Consider the following 20,267-nt stretch of genomic DNA (forward strand, 5'->3'; position numbering starts at 1 on the left):
CGGATAAGGCGTAACTCGTTAGCTTCGGGCGAGCTTTTGCTGCGCCAGCCAGACGGCGCCCAGCCTGCCCGCCTGATTTCCCAGTTGGCAGGGCTGAATCGGCACCTGGAGCGCCTCCCACATTTCAAACGTTTCAAGATGCCGCGTCAGGAGCGGGTAGAGCTTTTCCTGTTCGCTTATTCCTCCGCCGATCAGCACCACGCCCGGATCAAACATAGAGATCACGCTGTAAACGCCGCGTGACAGATAACGCGCCCAGTCATTGACCGCCTCACGCAGATGAACATCGGTCGCCATTCGTTCGAAGATCACATCCGCAGGCGGCATCTCTTCGGCAGGCAGCGCCAGCGCCTGGCGGCACGACGCCATTAATCCGCTGGTTGACGCGATTTTATGCATACTTTCGCCATTATTCCCGACCGGCATGACGCCGAATTCACCGGCGTGGAAATGTGCGCCGCGATACAGTTCTCGTCCGACGATAATACCGCCGCCAATGCCGGTTCCAATGGTGATACAGACCATGTTTTCATAATGCTGCCCGGCGCCTCGCCACATTTCGCCCAGCGCCGCACAGTTCGCGTCGTTCTCCACGACCAGCGGCAGATCGGTCAGCCCGCTGAACAACTCCATCAGGTTGACGTCATCCAGGTAAGCCAGCGCGCCCGCTTTTGCCGCATGACCGTTATGGGGATTAATATGGCCGGGGAAACTAACCCCGATTGCCGCAATGTCATAGTCCTGTTGGCAACGCGCCACCACATCCTGCCATTTGCGGGTAAACGTGGAGGCGTCCTCTGGCGTATCGAATTGATGATGGGTTAATTCTTCGCCGTCACTGTTAATCACGCCATATTTGACGTGAGTTCCTCCCACATCAATACCGATATATTGCTGCATAGTGTTCTCCGTACGTTAAACAGGCACCTGTTTAGTATGGCTAAAACCAGACGGAGAAACGTAAAGGAAAGTAATTCGTGATTGCTGTCGTAAAGCGGGAAATCATTGGCGAAAAATTCACCAGCACCGTCTACCCTTGTGGAGTACCTTTACAATAAGGAGTTGGTCATGACGAACAATCCCCCTTCAACACGTATTCAGCCAGGTGAATACGGGTACCCACTGAAGTTAAAAGCCCGCTATGACAATTTTATTGGCGGTGACTGGGTTGCGCCCGCCGACGGCGAATATTATCAAAACCTGACGCCAGTGACCGGCCAGCCGCTATGTGAAGTCGCTTCCTCCGGTAAAAAAGATATCGATTTAGCGCTCGACGCCGCGCATAAGGCGAAAGATAAGTGGGCGCATACGTCAGTACAAGACCGTGCCGCTATCTTGTTTAAGATCGCCGATCGGATGGAACAAAACCTCGAACTGTTGGCGACAGCGGAAACCTGGGATAACGGTAAACCGATTCGTGAAACCAGTGCCGCCGACGTACCGCTGGCGATCGATCATTTCCGCTATTTCGCCTCCTGTATACGTGCGCAGGAGGGCGGGATTAGCGAAGTTGATAGCGAAACCGTGGCCTACCATTTTCACGAACCGCTTGGCGTCGTGGGGCAGATAATCCCGTGGAACTTTCCGTTGTTGATGGCAAGCTGGAAAATGGCGCCAGCGCTGGCGGCGGGTAACTGCGTGGTGCTTAAACCGGCACGCCTGACGCCGCTTTCCGTTCTGCTGTTAATGGAAGTCATTGGCGATCTGTTACCGCCGGGCGTCGTCAACGTCGTGAACGGCGCGGGCGGCGAGATTGGCGAATATCTGGCGACCTCGAAACGTATCGCGAAGGTGGCGTTTACCGGTTCGACGGAAGTGGGTCAACAGATCATGCAGTACGCCACGCAGAATATTATTCCAGTGACGCTGGAGTTAGGCGGCAAGTCGCCCAATATCTTCTTTGCTGACGTGATGGATGAGGAAGATGCGTTCTTTGATAAAGCGCTGGAGGGATTTGCCCTGTTTGCCTTTAACCAGGGCGAGGTGTGTACCTGTCCAAGCCGTGCGCTGGTCCAGGAGTCCATCTATGAGCGCTTTATGGAGCGCGCTATTCGCCGGGTAGAGAGCATTCGCAGCGGGAACCCGCTAGATAGCGGTACACAGATGGGGGCGCAGGTCTCTCACGGCCAGCTTGAGACTATCCTCAATTATATCGATATCGGTAAAAAAGAGGGGGCCGATATTCTGACCGGTGGGCGACGCAAGGAACTGGATGGCGAACTTAAAGAGGGCTATTACCTTGAGCCTACCATTCTGTTTGGTAAGAATAATATGCGCGTCTTTCAGGAGGAGATCTTTGGCCCGGTGCTGGCGGTAACCACCTTTAAAACCATGGAGGAGGCGCTGGAAATCGCTAACGATACGCAGTATGGCCTGGGCGCTGGCGTCTGGAGCCGCAACGGCAATCTGGCCTATAAGATGGGGCGCGGCATTCAGGCCGGGCGCGTATGGACCAACTGCTATCACGCCTATCCGGCACATGCGGCGTTCGGCGGCTATAAGCAGTCGGGCATCGGGCGCGAAACCCATAAGATGATGCTGGAACACTACCAGCAAACCAAGTGCCTGCTGGTGAGCTATTCCGATAAGCCGCTGGGGCTGTTCTGACGTAAGAGGTAATGCCCGATGGCGCTGCGCTTATCGGGCCTACAAAAATTCATCGCAATATACTGATATTGCAAATCTTGTAGGCCGGATAAGGCGCAGCCGCCATCCGGCACAGTATTACCGCTCGTTAACCCAAATCCGCATTTCGCCCTCGCCACGGTTGGCCCAGCTAAACCACGGAATGAACGTTAGCGTCTGCGGCTGGCGCGATGACGGCGCGTTATCGTAGTGCCACAACGCCTGATGCTGCGCATCTGGGGCGCTTTGCTTCTCGCCTTCAGCCTGAATCAGCATCTTATGCGCAAAAATCCCTTTGCCCTCAAAGACCCGGAACTCACTCTCTTTCGGTAGCCACAGATTATGCAGTTCTTCGCCGTTATCGGCCTGCTCAAGGCAATAGACCAGCGGCCCGCGCTGAATGGCGACCTTACCGGCGACGTGACGCGCCAGCGGATTGCCATACACGCGGCGAACCGGCATCGGCAGCGTCAGGGTTATCGTATCGCCCTCCTGCCAGGTCCGACGGATATGCAGATAACCTTTGCGAATATCCTGTTCCACTTCCAGCCCGTTGAGCGTCACTTTTGCCTCAGGGCACCAGTCCGGCAGGCGTAGCGCCAGCGTGTGACGTACCGGCTGCACAGAGTCGATGGCAATCTTCACCTGCTCATGCCACGGGTAGTTCCCGCCAATCCGCAGTTTGAGCGCGCCATTTTCAACGGGTACTTCCAGGCTGTTACCCACGTACATATTGATATACAGCGCATCCGCACGCGGCGTGTAGATGTAGTGACCGAGAGAGGTGAGCACGCGGGCGATGTTCGGCGGGCAGCAGGCGCAGCCAAACCAGCGCTGGCGGATGGGCTTAACGTGATCGTAAATATGGTTGAATTTTAACGATTTTGGATGCACTTCCAGCGGGTTGACGTAGAAGAAATGCTTGCCATCCAGCGCCATACCACCGAGGACGGTGTTGTACAGCGCGCGCTCCATCACGTCGGCGTACTGGCTATCGGCTTCTATTTCCAGCATCCGGCGGGCGAACATCATCAGGCCGATTGAAGCGCAGCTTTCCGCATAGACCGAATCATTCGGTAAATCGTAATCGCTGCTAAAGGCTTCGCCGCTGCTCTGCGAGCCAATCCCGCCGGTGATATACAGCTGACGCTGCGCCATATTTTTCCACAGGCGCAGGCAGTCCTGGCGTTTGCCTTCATCGTTGCTCAGGCGAGCGAGATGCGCCACGCCAGTCATCAGATAGACAAAACGTACCGCGTGGCCAATGGCCGTCTGCTGCTGCGAAATTGGCAGATGCGCCTGGCTGTAGGCTTTGTCTTTGACCATCCACGCCGGGCCGTAGGTATGCCAGTAAGAGGTTTGGCCGCGTTTTTCGTACTCTTCGTCGTAGAAGTGCGGTTGGGTGCCGCGCTGTCCGATAAAGTAGCTTGCCAGCATCATATAGCGCGGCTGCTCTGTTACCTCATACAGACGCATCAGCGCCAGCTCAATTTCCGGGTGGCCCGGATAGCCGTGCAGCTGATTTTCGCCAGGGCCGAAAGTGCTGTCGATATGATCGGCCAGGCGACAAACGACGTCTAGCAGCCGACGCTTACCGGTGGCCTGAAAGAAGGCGACGCCTGCTTCAATCAGATGCCCGGCGCAATAAAGCTCGTGGCACTCCGCCAGGTTGCTCCAGCGTTCTTGCGGGGCTTTTGCCGTAAAGTACGTATTGAGATAGCCATCGTCACACTGCGCGGCGGCCACCAGTTCAATCACCTCATCGGCGGTTTTCTCAAGCGCGGGATCGGGCTTCTGGCACAGTGACCAGGCAACCGCTTCCAGCCATTTCGCCACGTCGCTGTCCTGAAAGACCATGCCGTAAAATTCGCCCGTCTGCTGGCCTGCGGCAATGCGGAAATTTTCAATGGCATGGCTGGGTTCAGCCTCTGGAATACGATCGTTTAACGCATCCCACTGGTAAGGAATAACCACATCGCGAACCAGTTGTTGATACTGTCCGAGGAACGGATCGCTGACCGTCAGTTTATGCAGATCGACTTCCAGTACGTTCATTTCGTGCTCCTTAAGGCTGTAGAGGTCATAGATATTCCTCGCTGACGGGGTATTTTATGGCAGTAATTTTTATTTTCGCGTTATGACCTGATTCATTTTGCCCGGATAGCGGTGAGCGACAAGGCGATAAAAGAGTAAAAAAAGATGACGATTCCGACCCGTATTTAAAAATGTGAGATGGATCGAGTGAAATGACTATTTTTAGTTAATAATCAAAAGGTAATATGAAATACGGTGCTGAATGAGCGGGAAATGACATATTAATGCTCGAATTATCCATAACATTACCGATTAAAGTCCAAAACGGCGGATTATTTATTTCTCGCGGCATTGGGCGTCATCCTGCCAGGCGTCTGCAATCGTGGGAAATTATATTTGTGGAAAAAGGCTGCCTGAAAATTCAGGAAGAAGAATGTGTTTTCTGTGTCGAAGCCGGGGAAAGCCTGTTGCTTTGGCCGCATCGCCGCCATATTGGCGTTGAGGAGTTTCCCGCCGATCTTAAATTTTACTGGCTCCATTTTGAGGTCAAAGCGCCGGACAGCGACCCGCGCTGGCTGACGCATCTTTCCGTGCCGCAGCATACCCAGGTTGCCGATCCGCAGGCGCTGATTGCGCTTTTTCGCCAGTTTATGAACGAGCAGGAAAAGCACCAGCGCAGCCCGGCGCTGGAGTTCATCGTGCTGCTGATTTTGCAGCAGCTCACCGTTGACGCCCGGCAGAATGAAAACGCCGAGGCCGCTGGCGTGTCGCTGGCCTGGAAAGTGCAGCAGCTGATTCGAACGCACTATCACCTGCCGCTTTCCAGCTCGGTTCTGGCGAAAGAACTGCATTGCAATGTGGATTATCTGGGACGTGTTTATCGGCGGGTATTTCACCTTACGCTAACGGAAGCCATCCACCGCCAGCGGGTGCGCGAGGCGGAAAAGTTGCTGATTAGCGACGCGCGTTCGTTAAAAGAGGTGGCGGAGCGGTGCGGTTTTAATGACGTTGGTTACTTTCGCCAGATCTTCCGCAAGCACACCGGCCTGACGCCTACCGCCTGGAAGCGGCGCTACAGTAAGGAACACGTTAATTCTTGAGTATAATCTTTGGCCCTCTGACAACGCGGTTGCAAACTGAATGCCCGATGGCGCTTTGCTTATCGGGCCTACAAGAGTTCATCACAACGTATTGATATTGCAAATCTTGTAGGTCGGATAAGGCGCAGCCGCCATCTGACACAGGCTGTGGCTGCCGGCATTACTGCCCGTAATAGGCATTCGCGCCGTGTTTACGCAGATAATGTTTATCGAGCAATTCCGGCTGCATATCCGGTAGCTGCGGGGCCAGCTGGCGCGAGAACAGCCCCATATAGGCACACTCCTCAAGCACCACGGCGTTGTGGACGGCATCGGCGGCATTTTTACCCCAGGCAAACGGGCCGTGCGAATGAACCAATACCGCCGGGATTTGCGCCGGATCCAGACCGCGCTCTTCAAAGGTTTTAATAATCACCTCGCCGGTCTGATACTCGTACTCGCCGTTAATTTCCTCAACGGTCATCAGTCGGGTACAGGGGATTGCGCCATAGAAATAGTCGGCGTGGGTGGTGCCCCAGGCGGGCAGATCGAGCCCGGCCTGCGACCAGATCGTCGCATGGCGGGAATGGGTATGCACGATCCCGCCGATCTGCGGATAGCGGCGATAGAGCGCCAGATGGGTCGCGGTATCGGACGACGGTTTTTTGTTGCCTTCAACGACCTTACCGCTGGCGATCTCTACCACCACCATATCGTCGGCGGTCATCACCTCATATTCGACGCCGGAAGGCTTAATGACCATCAGCTTGCGCGTCTCATCGACCGCGCTGACGTTGCCCCAGGTAAAGGTGACCAGCCCGTGCGCCGGAAGCGCCAGGTTGGCCGCCAGCACCTCGGCTTTCAGTTGCTCTAACATGTGAAACCTCCTTCCTGCATCCGTGATTCAATCCAGCGGCGGGCCTGGATAATTTCCAGCACCGGCTCACTGGATTTCTCTGTCCACATCTCAATCAGAAATGAACCGCGATAATTCAGCTCATGCAGCGTTTTGAAGATGCCGACAAAATCAACGCATCCTTCGCCAAACGGCACGTCGCGGAACTGGCCGGGGCTGTCACCGGTCACCGGCAGCGTGTCTTTCAGGTGGATAGCGGCGATACGGTCGATACCCAGCTTCAGCTCGGCGGTGACGTCGTTCCCCCAGGCGCTGAGGTTGCCGACGTCTGGATAAACGGTGAACCACGGTGACGAAAGCATCTCGTCCCACTTTTTCCACTTGCTGATGGAGTTCATAAACGCGGTATCCATGATCTCCACCGCCAGCATCACCTGCGCCGCTGCGGCCTGTTCCACCGCCCACGCCAGCCCTTCGGCGAAACGTTGCTGGGTGCCTTCGTCGTGCTCTTCGTAATAGACGTCGTAACCTGCCAACTGGATGGTGCGGATCCCCAGGTCGCGCGCCAGGCGAATGGCTTTGGTCATGATTTCACGCGCCCGCTGGCGTACCGCTTCGTCGCGGCTGCCAAAAGGGAAACGGCGATGGGCGGAGAGACACATTGACGGGATAGCGACGCCGCTTTCCAGCATCGCGTTCACCAGCGATGCGCGTTGGGCTGGCGTCCACTCCAGGCGAGAAAGGCGTTCGTCGGTTTCATCCACCGACATCTCGACAAAATCAAAACCGCAGCTTTTTGCCAGCACCAGCCGCTCTGGCCAACTGAGGTCTTTCGCCAGTGCTTTCTCGTAAATACCTAATGGATGATTACGCATGCTTTTCTCCCCAAATGGCGTCAATTTGGGCGTGGAATTCGGCGGCGACCTGCGCCGGATGGGCGGCACCTGCCAGCGCACGTCCGGCGATAAATGCCTTAACGTTAATGTCGCGGAACAGCGGCAGATCGGCGGGGGTAATGCCGCCGGTAATCGATAGTTCAAGGCCGATGTCGGACAACGCCTTCATTCGTGCCAGGTCCGCTTCTCCCCACTGTTGCCCGCTGGCCTGCGCATCGCGTCCGCGATGATAAATCGCCTGACGCACGCCGGTGCGATACCAGTCTCGGGCGTCGTCCAGCGTCCAGTTGCCGAACAGCTCCATTTGAATTTCACCGCCGCAGGATTGCGCGACGGCGTGGCCTTTCTCGACGGTCGCGAGCGGCGCGGCGCAGATGATAGTCATCCAGTTGGCGCCAGCGCCAAAAGCCTGCTGCGCCAGGGTTTCACCGGCATCGGCCACTTTCCAGTCGGCGACGATGATTTTTTCCGGGCACTGCGCTCGCAGGGCTTTCACCGCGCTAAGGCCTTCGGTTAAACAGAGGATAGTGCCAGCCTCAACGATATCGACATGGTCCTGTAGCAGGGCAACATCGCGTTGGGCTGCTTCCAGACTGGTGTGGTCGAGCGCCAGTTGCAGTAATGGTCGGCTCATAATGCGTGCTCCTTAATACGGGCGTGATAGCCCTGTAGTGCGGCAATCAAATCTTGGTATTGGCGGTATTTGCGCTGGTAGAGGGCGTGCGCGGTCATGTCCGGCAGCAGCGTGCGCACCGGGTGCTGCAGGTCGCGTTGGGCCTCGCGGAAATCGCGATATACGCCGGTGCCGACGCGGGCAGCCAGCGCCGCGCCGAAGCAGCCGGTCTCCTCCACCTGCGGCAGCTCAATGCGTAAACCGCTGACGTCCGCCAGCATCTGCATCCAGACGTCGGAGTGGGCCGGGCCGCCGGTAACGCGCAGGGCGCAAACGTCGGTAAAGCGTTCACGCATGCGGTTGAGGTGGGTCATATGGCTGAAGACCACGCCTTCATAAATCGCCTGCAGCAGGTGGGCGCGGGTGTGCAGCGCCTGCATGCCGTAAAAGCCGCAGGTCATCTCCAGCCCGGCATTGCTGCCGTAGAGAAACGGCAGAAAAAAGAGGTCGCTACCGGCTTTCGGCAGGCTGGCGACCGCCTGGTTGATCTCGTCAAAAGAGAGGTCGCCCCACTGGGCGGTAAACCATTCGAGGTTGCCGGAGGAGGTCGGGCTGGCTTCGTGAACGATATACTGCCCGTCATTGACGTAGCGGCCATAGACGTAAGGATGGGCCTCATGGTCGCGCAGACCGTGAGCGATGCCGCTGGTGACGGCCCAGGTACCCATCACCGCATTGAGGGTCGATTCATCCTCAATACCGGCGCAAAGGGCGGTGGAAACCACATCAAACAAGCCGCCGACGACGGGGGTACCCACTGCCAGACCGGTGATGGCGGCTGCCTGAGCGGTGATCTCCCCGCATATTTCGGCTGAACCCACCACGGGGGGCAGCGCGCTGTCGATTTCACTGATGCCCAGCCACTCGGTCAGAAGCGGGTCGTACTGGCCCGTCGCCATGTTGTAGAGGTTGGACTCGGAGATGTTGCTCTCCTCACAGCCTTTCACGCCGGTTAAGCACCAGCGCAGATAGTCATGCGTCATCATGACGCAGCCTATCTGCGCGTAGCGCTGCGGCTCATTCTCTTTTACCCAGCGTAAAAGGGAGACCGGATGCCCGGTCCATAGAGTTTGTCGGGTCAGCGGGTAGAGTTTTTGCGGAACCGCTTCTTTTTGCCAGCGCTGGACAATTTCCATGGCGCGACGGTCGGAAGAGAGTATCGCTTTACCTAATGGCCGATCGCTTTTATCTAACAGGAACAGGCCCTTACCCTGAGCGGAAATACCCAGACCGCGGATTTGTGAGCCGCTCACCCCCGTGTGCGCCAGCAGTTTGCTGATGACCGAGCCGCACTGTTGCCACAGTTCGGTCATATCGCGTTCAACCCAGCCTGGCTGCGGGCTTAAAGCGTGCAGCGGCAGGCGTTGCACCGCTACTTCCCGGCCTGCGCCATCGTACAACCCGGCTTTTAGCCAACTCCCACCACAATCTAACCCCAGCCAGTAATTGCTCATGACTTATTGCACCTCGTCCACGGCTTTCAGGAGGTCAGCGCCCTGCGGGTTGTCTTTCAGGAACATATCGCGCACCTGGCTGCCCAGCGCATCGCTGAAGGCTTTACGGTCGATATCGGTCAGGACTTCAACTCCGGCTTCTTTCATGCCATCGATAATTTTTTGCTGATCTTCGGCGACCAGTTTGCGCTGATAGTCACCCGCTTCTTTGGCGGAACTCAGCAGTGCCTCCTGGAACTGCGGGCTTAAAGCGTCGAATTTGGCTTTATTGATCACCAGCAGAAGAGGCGAATAGGCGTGATGAGTGAGGGAGAGGTATTTCTGTACCTCATAGAATTTCGCTGACCACACGACGTTGATAGGGTGTTCCTGGGCATCAATCGTACGGGTTTCGAGGCCGGTATAGACTTCGGAGAATGGCATCGGAATAGGGTTCGCGCCGAAGATTTTAAAGGCCGCGATATTCATTGGGCTGTTGTTAGTGCGGATTTTTAAGCCTTTCAAATCGCCCGGCGTTTTTACCGGCGCGCGGGAGTTGGTGACGTCGCGCCAGCCGTTTTCCCAGTAGGCGAGGACTTTTAACCCTTTTGAATCGAGTGATTTTTTCAGTTCATCGCCGACTTTACCGTCGAGCGTTTTATGCGCATGCGCGGTATCGCGAAACAGGAAGGGGACATCAAGTAAGTTGAATACAGGGGCCAGGCCGGTGAAATTGTTCGAACCGGACATTTCCATATCAATGGTTCCGCCGCGCACCCCGCTGATCATTGCCTGGGCGTTACCTAATGTGCTGTCAGGAAAGAGTTTTAGCGTTAATTCGCCGTTAGTTTTTTCTTTTAATAGTTCGTTAAATTTTTTCGCGGCAATATGTTGGGAGTCAGTTTGCGGTGTTTCATAACCAAAACGTAAAGATTGCGCCGCCAGAGACGACACGCTGAAAACCGTCAGACCAGCTATCAATAATGAACGAGCAATAACGTGTAATTTCATAATATTATCCTTTAATTAATCCATTTAAGCGGTGTGATAATTAGCTCGGGAATAAAAATAAATAAAACCAGCAGTGACATCAGTACGACAACGTAAGGGAATACGCCTCTTACCGCGTCATCAAATTTCAATTTTGCTACCCCGGAAATAACGTTGAGGACGTTGCCAACGGGCGGTGTGATTAATCCAATAGAGCAGTTAATAATGAACATGACGCCGAAATAAATCGGGTCAATATTGGCTTCTTTAACTAATGGCAATAATACAGGGGTAAGAATTAACACCGTTGGCGTCAAATCCATCACCATACCGACGACCATAATTGAGATCATAATGACGATAAATAAGAGTCGCGGAGAGTCGACCAGCGGCTGCAGCAAATCTGACACCATCATGGGTAATTCCGCGATCGTAATCAGCCAGGCGGATACCTGGGCCGCGGCCACCAGAAACATGACGACTGACGTCGTTTTGGCGGCATTGACCAGCACGTGGTAGAGACTGGAAAACGTTAATTCCCGATAGATAACCACGGCGACAAAGAGGGCGTAAAACGCGGCGACCGCCCCTGCCTCCGTTGGCGTGAAAAGTCCGGAACGGAAGCCGCCGATGATAATCACCGGTAAAAACAGCGCCCAGATACCTGAAACCAATGATTGCCAGATTTCACGCGGTGTTGCTTTAGGCTGAGAAGGGAGATTTAATCGCCCGGCCTGCCACCACCAGGTGAGCATAAGCGCCGCGCCCATCATGATGCCCGGTGCGATCCCGGCCATAAACAGCTTGCTGATCGACAAGCCGCTGGAAACGCCGAAGATAATAAAAGGAATCGAGGGGGGAATAATTGGCGCAATGATCCCGCCGGAAGCGATTAACCCAACGGAGCGGTTGATCGGGTAGTTTGCGGAGCGCATCATCGGCACCAGCAGCGCGGCGACCGCAGCGGTATCTGCTACCGCAGAGCCGGAAAGGCTGGCCATAATCATTGCCGCAATAACGCCCACGTAGCCCAGGCCGCCGGGCTTATGGCCGACCAGCTTCATCGGCAGGTCGACAATTCGCTTTGACAGGCCGCCCGCGTTCATGATTTCACCGGCCAAAACAAAAAAGGGAATAGCCAGCAGGGAGAAACTGTCCGCGCCGTTAACCAGGGTTTGCGCCATAATCTGCACGTCAAACATATCCAGGTATGCCATCAGAGCAGCGCCGCAAAGCAGCAGCGACCAGGCGATGGGTAAACCTATCGCGATCCCGCCGAGCAGGCAGCAGAGAAATATCACCACGGCCATGATTAGGCTCCTTGCTGTGGTTGTTGAAAGGAATCGTTACGCGTTATTAAGTGATAAAGCCGACGCAGCTCGATTAACGCGATGGCAACGCTTGTGGGCAGACAGGCGATATACATCAGGCCGATCGGTAAACCGAGGATTGGCGAGTGATCGCTCCAGTCCTGCAACGCTTTTTGCAGGCTGCCCCAGCCTAATGCGAGGCATAACAATAAAATCAGCGAATGTGTCAGCAGCGAGAGACGACGCTGATTCGCTGGCGAAAGTTTTTCCACCACAAAAGTGACCTGAACGTGAGCGTTATCCATAAATGCAACAATGGCGCCAATAAATGTCAGCCATACAAATAGATAACGTGATAGTTCATCTACCGACAAAATACTGCTCTCAAAACCGTAACGTAAAATAACGTTAATAAATACAATGCAGGAAAGTACGGCAATTAATACCGCAAGTATGCCCTCAAGTACCCGCTTCATAACGACTCCATCAGGTTATAGAAACTTATTTCTTTCGATGCTGAATAGTGGAACTTAATTTCTTATGTTTGGTTTATATTAGGTCGGCGCAACGTTGAGTTGCAGGCCGAGAATTAAGGTGATGATGTTTAATTCAGGTTAGCTGCGTGTGGCCTTTTCATCATGTTAATACCATCGCGTAATATATTGATGCGGTGATTAATATCGGCGCTGGCATTGATTTCCAACAATTTAATACCGGTAAACTGCAACAGATCGGGAGCGGCGGCAGTAATGAGTTCTTGAACATGTTTCTCCGTCATCAGGCTTTGTGGACAGAAAGGTGCAAACGGAGCATGGAGGTCCTGCCATTCGCCGTATTCTCCATCCAGCGTTGTACCGGAGAACATCAGCGCCCCGAGTTTTCCAGCCTGTTTGGCCTGCTGCGTATGGATCAGCGGTAGAGAGGTATCCCGCCCTTCAATAGCCGAGCGCGCCCAGTTAATGCAGACGCTTATGTCATAGTCGGCAATAGTTTCCAGTACGTTTACTAACGGTAAGAATCCTTTGCGCGGTGCGGGGCCGGTCATCGCGTCGCAGTGTTCAAGCACCAGGTCGCAGGACCAGTCCCAGTTGGCAATCTCTTTTAATGAGCGCGCAAAGGCGTCGGTTGCCTGCGCCACGTTCGGATTGCCCCCCAGCGGGGCGGCATGAAGCTCAAGGGCTATGACTTTGCCGGTATTTTTCCCATTGATTTTATTGATCTTCTGATGCAGATGACGATAGTACTCCACGCAGGCTTTACGCTGTTCCTCGTCACTGGACGCTAATCCAAAACCGCCGTTTTCGCTACGGCGACGCATGGTTTCCATTATCGCGGTGACCACGATTTGCCAGTTCCCTGGTGTATGGCGCAATAACCACTCGTCGCCGAGCGGGTGAAGATGTTCAAGACAAGGCTGCTCCAGCCCCCGGATATCCGGAGTATCAGAGAGTTGCCGCCAGAATTCCGTCTCTTCCTCTTCACTCTTCTGGTGAAATGAGGGTGCACAAGGGTACGCACCGATAATATAACCGGTATTATTTTTCATTTTGTGCTCCAGTAAACTCTATTTTATAAAACGTCTATGGCGACTTTTACGACTATTTTCCGTATCGGCGTAGCAATGCTTTTATTACAACCGGGACGATGAACATCCTGCGGGAAAAACAGGGCATAACTTCCCGGTATCATTTCAATGAATGATTCATGTTCACTGTCGTGATAAAAAATAATATCGCGCTGTTCTAATAATGACTCGCTGATTTGATTATTACCGGTATCAATGGCAACCCCAATTGTCTCTTCGCCCCATGCCAGAAACTGAATATCCAGATAGCGGCGATGGACTTCCGGACGATTTTCAGCAGCATCGCGGGTGGTCATATCGATAATCTGCGCGAAGATATTTTTGCCGTCGATTTCCACTACGCCAGGTTCCAGCGTGCGAAAGTCCGTATTGCGCAGGAAATCGAGCGCCTGCTCTATGGCCGACGGTAGCCGGCACGGATTAGGCTGCGCAATATGTCCAAAAATCATGATGTGGCTCCTTACAGCGCCTGAATTTTGGCCCAGACGCTGTCGTCAATGGTGATACCGTGACGGCGGTTGTCATCCAGCAATTTGGTAAATTCGTGGCCGGGCAGCCGAATCGCGACGTTGTCGTCGGCGCGTTCAGCAGTGGTGATGAAATCCATAATCCGCTGCAGTTTGGCATCGCGGGTTGCGCCATCGATCAGCTTATCCACTTCTATGGCGATGAAAATCTGTGAGACGCCATACTCATCGCTGTTTTCCTGGGTCACTTCGGCAACGGAAGAACCGTTAGAAAGCAGGGTGGCAATCATGTCCAGCACAATCGACAGACCAGATCCTTTCCAGTAACCCATTGGTAAAATGCGGCGATTTTTCTCGATAACGCCCGGTTCTTTGGTCAACTGACCGTTATCGTCGAAACCGCCATCCACCGGCAGTTCGCGGCCCGCCAGACGGTTAACTTCTAACATTCCGTAGGAGAACATCGACATCGACATATCCACCATCGTGATCGGCGTAGACGGGATGGCGACGATCAGCGGATTGGTACCGATACGGCACTCTTTCGCCCCCCACGGCGGCATGACGGCGATGGAGTTGGTCCAGCAAATGCCGATATAGCCTTTTTCCGCCGCCTGCCAGCCGTAGCTGCCGCCGCGCATCCAGTGGTTAGCATTACGTAACGCCACCAGGCCAATACCATGATCGGAAGCCAGCTCGATGGCCCGGTCCATCATCTTTTTCGCCGTCAGGTTGCCGATAGCGCGCTGAGCATCCCACTGTTCGATGGCGCCGAGGCTGGTAACCCGCTGCGGTTTAGCATCAGGAATAATGTCGCCGTTATCCAGTTGCTGGATGAAGCGAGGAAAGCGGTTCACGCCGTGGGAATAGACACCGGACTCGGTGGTGCGAGCGAACATTTCCGCGCACTCGTCGGCGGTATCTTCCGCAATATTCCGCGACCGCAAGACGCGGTAGAAGGCCCCTTTTAACTCTTCGAAAGTTACTTTCATCCCTGTTCTCCTGGTCGATTGTTAGAAATTTTAGTATGTTTTTTTGTCGATAAATTTCATAATGCGAAATCTAGTTCCAAATATATAGATCAAAAATTGACATGGCAACGCCAGAGAAGGTTTTTAAAAATGATTAAAATCATCGGGTTATGTTTTTTATGCTGATATCGTGAACTGCAACACACTTTGAGCTACCATCTGATCGCCCAAGAAAGGAGAGAGTTTTCTGATGAGCCAGAACAACGACAACGATAAAGAGAAGCCTGCGGGGAGTCAGAGCCTGTTTCGTGGCCTGATGTTGATAGAAATTTTGAGTAACTACCCGAACGGTTGCCCGCTGGCGCACCTGTCGGAGCTGGCGGGGCTGAACAAGAGTACCGTCCATCGTTTGTTGCAGGGGCTTCAATCCTGCGGATATGTGACGCCAGCGCCGGCGGCCGGGAGCTACCGTCTGACGACAAAGTTTATTGCCGTCGGCCAAAAAGCCCTGTCATCGCTGAATATCATCCACGTTGCGGCACCGCACCTTGAGGCGCTCAACCTGACCACCGGCGAGACGGTGAATTTTTCCAGCCGTGAAGATGACCACGCTATCCTGATTTATAAGCTGGAACCGACCACCGGTATGCTGCGCACGCGTGCCTACATTGGCCAGCATATGCCGCTGTACTGCTCGGCGATGGGGAAAATTTATATGGCGTTTGGTCAGCCGGATTATGTGGCGTCTTACTGGGAAAGCCATAAAGAACAGATCCAGCCGCTGACTCGTAATACCATTACCGATTTACCAGCAATGTACGATGAGCTGGCGCAAATTCGTGAAACCAGCATGGCGATGGATCGCGAAGAAAATGAACTGGGCGTTTCCTGTATTGCTGTGCCTGTGTTTGATATTCACCATCGAGTGCCTTACGCCATTTCTATTTCACTGTCGACGTCACGGCTAAAACAGATCGGCGAGAAAAATCTGCTCAAACCGTTGCGTGAAACCGCACAGGCTATCTCTAATGAGCTGGGATTTACCGTTCGCGAATAAGACAGCTCGCCAGGTTTTATCAGGCATCTGACAAAATTTGTCCGTTTGCGTAGTGGGATCAAAGCGGCGGGGAATGGCTCTCTGGCATTCTGGCGTTTTAACGCAGGGGGAGAACAATGAACCGGTTTATTATGGCGGATGCGTCGGCGTGTATCGGGTGTCGTACCTGCGAGGTCGCCTGCGTGGTGTCGCACCAGGAACAGCAGAATAGCGCGGCGGTGACGACGGCGGACTTTGTGCCGCGTATCCGGGTGATAAAAGAGGATTGCTTCACCACGGCCACGGTCTGCCATCAGTGTGAGGACGCGCCGTGCGCGAATGTCTGCCCGGTACAGGCGATTCGCCGTGATCGGGGGCATATCTTCGTGACGCCATCGCGCTGCATTGGTTGTAAAAGCTGTATGCTGGCTTGCCCGTTTGGTGCGATGACCGTGGTGGCGTCCGCGTCAGGCGCGCAGGCGATTAAATGCGATCTTTGCTGGCATCGGGAAGCGGGGCCGGCGTGCGTGGAAGCCTGCCCGACCAGTGCGTTACAGTGCGTTGACGCAGCACACGTGCAGCGCCAGCGCCTCTATTCTCAACCTTTCTGAACGTCGTTCCGGCCTGCATGATGGCCGGAATAACCGTCAGCCTTCACGCCAGGCGCGTTCTATCTCTTCTGCCAGAATTTTTACGCCCGCCTCGATTTTGTCCGGTTCAGGCACGTAGTTCATCCGCATACACTGGTGTGTGTGCGGCCAGGGTTTATCCAGTCCGGGAAAGAAATAGTGGCCTGGCACCATCAGCACGCCGCGCGCTTTCAAGCGTTGATAGAGTAGCTCGGTGGTAATCGGCAGATCTTTAAACCACAGCCACAAAAATATTGCGCCTTCCGGTTTATGAATCAGGCAGCGTTCTTCGGATAAATAGCGACGAATGATCGCGATAGTCTGTTGAACGCGCTGATAGTAGAAAGGTTTGATAACCGTTTCCGACAGCCGCAGCAGATCGTTACGCTTAATCATTTCGCACATCATCGCCGGACCCATGCCGCCGGGCGCAAGGCTGATAATGCCGTTCATGTTGGCAATGGCGGTAATCGTCTTATCATTGGCGATGATAATCCCGCAGCGGGAACCGGGCAGCCCCAGCTTCGAGAGGCTCATGCATAGGATAATATTGGGGTTCCACAGCGGGCGCGCCTCGCTAAAGATAATGCCCGGAAACGGTACGCCGTAAGCGTTATCAATCACCAGTGGGATGTTGTGCTGATTCGCCAGTCTGTCCAGCTTCATCAGCTCTTCGTCGGTGATAACGTTACCGGTTGGGTTGGTCGGGCGCGAGACGCAAATCATCCCCGTTTCTTCGCCGATGTGCAGATGCTCAAAATCGACGTGATACTTAAACTGGCCTTCCGGCAGCAGTTCAATATTTGGGCGCGCCGAAACGAAGAGGTCGTCTTCCAGACCGGAATCTGCATAGCCGATGTATTCCGGCGCAAGCGGGAATAGTACCTTTTTCGTACTGCCGTCGGCGCGACGTCCGGCGAAGAGATTAAATAAGTAGAAAAACGCGCTCTGACTGCCATTTGTCAGCGCAATATTCTGTGGTTCGATATCCCATCCCAGCGTTTCACGTAGCAGTACGGCCAGTGCATTCAGTAGCGCCGTTTTTCCCTGGGGACCGTCATAATTACAAAGCGCATCAGCGGCTTTGCCGCTTTCTACCATATCTGTCAGTAGCGTCTGGAAATAATCCTGCATTGCAGGGATGTGTGCCGGGTTACCGCCGCCAAGCATGATGGCTCCTGGCGTGCGTAAGCCGTCGTTGAGATCCTCCATCAGGCGGGTAATGCCTGAATGGCGGGTAAATTTATCGCCGAAAAGTGAAAATGTCATAACGGGTGATCTATCGAACTGTCTGTCAAAGTGGATAACCATAACGCTACAAATGGCGGGGCGCAAATGGGGGTCAGGCGGTAGTGTTGATGTTTTATGCTGCAAATTTTTATCAGGTTAGTTTTTTATTTTGAAGGGGCTACCGGTACGCGAGGAGACCGGTAGCGCCACGATTAGCGGCGGCCCGCCCAGACGACCATCACCGTATCGTCGCCGTACTGGCGTACAAAACCGTACCCATGTTTTAGCGTCAACGTGGTTTGTTGGCCTGCGCCGATGGCGGGATGTCTGGCGCGGAACTGGCTAATACGCTGCCAGTGCGCGACGGCTGCGGCTGACTTTCCGCTCACGTCCTGCCAGTTCATATCTGAACGGGTGCCTTGCAGCGGGTCGGAGCCGGTGGGGCCGAAGGGACGAGCGGATTCATCGCCGTAAAAGATCTGCACCGCGCCCGGCGAAAGCAGCAGCAGTTCCGCCGCCTTATCACCGCCCTCACGGAAAAGGCGCGTATCATGCGAGGAGAGGTAACTTAATACGTTGAAATCCTGCATTTTATCCGCCATCTGCTGCCAGACTGGTCCCATTTCCGCCAGGCAATCGACCGCTTTCGCCGCCTGCTCCTGATAATCAAAATTGATCATCGCGTCGAAACCATAGCGATAATAATCACTTTTCATGACGCCGTGGCCCCACGCTTCGCCAGTCATCCAGAACGGGCTATCATCCAGCGCTTTGTCCGGATTGGCCTGCTTCCATTCATGTAACGCCGCGCTGGCCTGGGCTTTTAGCTGTTGCCAGGCAGGAAGCTCAACATTTTTGGCAGTATCGACCCGGAACCCGTCAATGCCGTAATCATGCACCCACTGGCTTAACCAGTGAGTCAGATAATCCCGTGGCGTATAGCCTTCAATGAACTTTGCTTTAGTACCGGGTTTGTTGGCATAGAACGCGGGTAGGCCGGAAGGCGTGGTAGATTCCGTTTTTATATCCGGCAGGAAGGCCAGCGACAGGGTTAAATCGTCAAATCCCGGACTGTCGTAGTCGCCAATATCGGTACGAATCCACTTTTTCCCCCACCATTTTTCCCAGGCGGCGCTGTCGCTGAAGTTGATGTAGTCGTTAAAGCTGTGCCAGCTTTGTCCGGCGGCGGGTCGCCAGTTTGTCCAGCGATCGCCGAGAATTTTTTGCCGTTCCGCGCCGGATAAATAGAGCGCGCCGAACTGATACTCCTGCATATCCGCCAGCGTGGCGTAACCGGCATGATTCATTACTACGTCAAATAAAATACGGATGCCGCGCTGGTGCGCGCCGTCGACCAGCGCGCGGAGATCGGCTTCGCTGCCCATATTGGCATCCAGCGTCGTCCAGTCCTGAGTGTAATAGCCGTGATAGGCGTAATGAGGAAAATCGCCTTTTGTTCCGCCGCCGACCCAGCCGTGGATCTGTTCAAACGGCGAGCTTATCCACAAGGCGTTCACGCCTAATTGCTGTAGATAGTCCAGTTGACTCGTCAACCCGCGCAAATCGCCGCCGTGGAAAGTGCCAATCTCTTGCATACCATCCTTATGGCGACCATAGCTGTGGTCGTTGGTTGCATCGCCATTGCGAAAGCGATCCGTAAGCACAAAATAAACGGTGGCGTTGCGCCAGTTAAAAGGCGCTGATGCATGGGTTTCCGCGCGTTCCAGCAATAAAAGCCCGTGGCTGTCGGCAGGTTGCAGCGTGATTTGCCCGTTTTGGACGGTATCGGTTTGACCACTGTAATAATCGCGCACTACCGTCCCTTCCGGAAAGGTTTGGCGAACATCCAGCGTGAGCGGCGAACCATCCCAGACGGGACACTGGTAGGCGAGCTGCGCGGTGCGTTCAGGTTCAGTTTTTATCGATAACAACAGGGTCGGCGTACCGGAGCGGGTATCTACCGTTATCGTATAGTCGCCATCTTTAAACAAACGCCATTGCGGCGGCGCGCCTTCGCAGGGTTTTAACGATAACATCTGGTTGAGTTTTATGGCGCCGGAGGGCTGCCAGCACTGCTGGTCAATATGGAGCGTTAACGCGCGTGTACCTTTTGTTAATGCAGCATGGCTGGTAAAGCGCCCGGTTTCCTGCGTCGAGAACGTCGGAAAACCGGGTGAGGTCCATGATGAGGCGATCGCGATACCGGGTATCAGCGTCAGAGCGAAGGCGGCAAGTTTCATCACGCTATCCTTTGTGGGCAATATTCATCAGCTTGCCTGGTTTTTAGGCGAATGAACTCCTCCTCAGCAGAGAGTCGCGCAGGAGGAGGCGCGAGGGTGAGCGACGAGGCGCAAAAAAACGCCTCTATTTGCGATAAGCATCACATTTTATTGGCATTATTGCTGCCTGTTATCGTTAATAGTTGACATAGTTTCGGATTAAGACTATTCCCT

At 54.3% G+C, this 20,267-nt stretch carries 18 protein-coding genes; 4 read left to right on the top strand and 14 right to left on the bottom strand.

Going from position 1 to position 20,267, the window contains the following annotated elements:
- Positions 1–18 precede the first annotated feature (18 nt).
- A complete protein-coding gene (locus tag J4650_RS14580; RefSeq protein ID WP_001188273.1) occupies positions 19–900 on the bottom strand; it encodes an ROK family protein in 882 nt (293 codons plus the stop codon).
- 168 nt (positions 901–1,068) lie between these two features.
- Between J4650_RS14580 and aldB the strand changes: the two genes are divergently transcribed.
- On the top strand, positions 1,069–2,607 hold the full coding sequence (aldB, locus tag J4650_RS14585) for an aldehyde dehydrogenase AldB (protein WP_000183988.1): 1,539 nt from the start codon (positions 1,069–1,071) through the stop codon (positions 2,605–2,607).
- A 117-nt stretch (positions 2,608–2,724) separates the two neighbouring features.
- Here aldB and J4650_RS14590 read toward each other — a convergent pair whose 3' ends face one another.
- Entirely contained in the window at positions 2,725–4,680 is a 1,956-nt protein-coding gene (locus J4650_RS14590; RefSeq protein WP_023993477.1) for a glycoside hydrolase family 127 protein, read from the bottom strand.
- Between the two features lie 263 nt (positions 4,681–4,943).
- Between J4650_RS14590 and J4650_RS14595 the strand changes: the two genes are divergently transcribed.
- Entirely contained in the window at positions 4,944–5,759 is an 816-nt protein-coding gene (locus J4650_RS14595; RefSeq protein WP_000891808.1) for a helix-turn-helix domain-containing protein, read from the top strand.
- Positions 5,760–5,919: 160 nt separating this feature from the next.
- Here J4650_RS14595 and araD read toward each other — a convergent pair whose 3' ends face one another.
- The 10 genes from araD to yiaK form a co-directional block, all read right to left on the bottom strand.
- On the bottom strand, positions 5,920–6,615 hold the full coding sequence (gene araD, locus J4650_RS14600) for an L-ribulose-5-phosphate 4-epimerase (protein WP_000893174.1): 696 nt from the start codon (positions 6,613–6,615) through the stop codon (positions 5,920–5,922).
- On the bottom strand, positions 6,609–7,469 hold the full coding sequence (locus tag J4650_RS14605; protein WP_023993478.1) for an L-ribulose-5-phosphate 3-epimerase: 861 nt from the start codon (positions 7,467–7,469) through the stop codon (positions 6,609–6,611). The genes araD and J4650_RS14605 overlap by 7 nt, the downstream gene beginning before the upstream one ends.
- Positions 7,462–8,124 (bottom strand): 3-keto-L-gulonate-6-phosphate decarboxylase UlaD, encoded by a 663-nt coding sequence (gene ulaD, locus J4650_RS14610; RefSeq protein ID WP_000089527.1) that lies wholly within the window; start codon positions 8,122–8,124, stop codon positions 7,462–7,464. The genes J4650_RS14605 and ulaD overlap by 8 nt, the downstream gene beginning before the upstream one ends.
- Positions 8,121–9,617 (bottom strand): FGGY-family carbohydrate kinase, encoded by a 1,497-nt coding sequence (locus tag J4650_RS14615; protein ID WP_023993479.1) that lies wholly within the window; start codon positions 9,615–9,617, stop codon positions 8,121–8,123. The genes ulaD and J4650_RS14615 overlap by 4 nt, the downstream gene beginning before the upstream one ends.
- A 3-nt stretch (positions 9,618–9,620) precedes the next feature.
- Positions 9,621–10,607, bottom strand: coding sequence for a 2,3-diketo-L-gulonate TRAP transporter substrate-binding protein YiaO (gene yiaO / locus J4650_RS14620; RefSeq protein WP_000766337.1), 987 nt, complete (start codon positions 10,605–10,607; stop codon positions 9,621–9,623).
- 11 nt (positions 10,608–10,618) lie between these two features.
- The gene (gene yiaN / locus J4650_RS14625; RefSeq protein ID WP_000301822.1) at positions 10,619–11,896 is read right to left on the bottom strand and encodes a 2,3-diketo-L-gulonate TRAP transporter large permease YiaN; all 1,278 of its coding nucleotides are present in this window, start codon (positions 11,894–11,896) and stop codon (positions 10,619–10,621) included.
- A gap of 2 nt (positions 11,897–11,898) precedes the next feature.
- A complete protein-coding gene (gene yiaM, locus J4650_RS14630; protein WP_000832316.1) occupies positions 11,899–12,372 on the bottom strand; it encodes a 2,3-diketo-L-gulonate TRAP transporter small permease YiaM in 474 nt (157 codons plus the stop codon).
- 128 nt (positions 12,373–12,500) lie between these two features.
- Positions 12,501–13,442, bottom strand: coding sequence for a DUF4862 family protein (locus J4650_RS14635; RefSeq protein ID WP_001748895.1), 942 nt, complete (start codon positions 13,440–13,442; stop codon positions 12,501–12,503).
- Between the two features lie 23 nt (positions 13,443–13,465).
- Positions 13,466–13,930, bottom strand: a complete 465-nt coding sequence (locus J4650_RS14640; RefSeq protein WP_000576102.1) for a YhcH/YjgK/YiaL family protein — start codon at positions 13,928–13,930, stop codon at positions 13,466–13,468.
- Positions 13,931–13,941: 11 nt separating this feature from the next.
- Positions 13,942–14,940, bottom strand: a complete 999-nt coding sequence (gene yiaK, locus J4650_RS14645; protein WP_000869012.1) for a 3-dehydro-L-gulonate 2-dehydrogenase — start codon at positions 14,938–14,940, stop codon at positions 13,942–13,944.
- A gap of 229 nt (positions 14,941–15,169) precedes the next feature.
- On the opposite strand from yiaK, the gene yiaJ reads away from it, so the two are divergent.
- On the top strand, positions 15,170–15,976 hold the full coding sequence (gene yiaJ / locus J4650_RS14650; RefSeq protein ID WP_001748894.1) for an IclR family transcriptional regulator YiaJ: 807 nt from the start codon (positions 15,170–15,172) through the stop codon (positions 15,974–15,976).
- A 116-nt stretch (positions 15,977–16,092) separates the two neighbouring features.
- A complete protein-coding gene (locus J4650_RS14655; protein ID WP_001078811.1) occupies positions 16,093–16,566 on the top strand; it encodes a 4Fe-4S dicluster domain-containing protein in 474 nt (157 codons plus the stop codon).
- A 36-nt stretch (positions 16,567–16,602) separates the two neighbouring features.
- On the opposite strand, the gene avtA is transcribed toward J4650_RS14655, so the two are convergent.
- The gene (gene avtA, locus J4650_RS14660; RefSeq protein WP_000144381.1) at positions 16,603–17,853 is read right to left on the bottom strand and encodes a valine--pyruvate transaminase; all 1,251 of its coding nucleotides are present in this window, start codon (positions 17,851–17,853) and stop codon (positions 16,603–16,605) included.
- Between the two features lie 173 nt (positions 17,854–18,026).
- Positions 18,027–20,054: an alpha-amylase gene (locus J4650_RS14665; protein WP_000761306.1), complete on the bottom strand. Its 2,028-nt coding sequence runs from the start codon at positions 20,052–20,054 to the stop codon at positions 18,027–18,029.
- Positions 20,055–20,267 lie beyond the last annotated feature (213 nt).

Origin of the sequence: Salmonella sp. 32120201201600049SM, assembly GCF_017572835.1 — a bacterium.
GTDB lineage: Bacteria > Pseudomonadota > Gammaproteobacteria > Enterobacterales > Enterobacteriaceae > Salmonella > Salmonella enterica.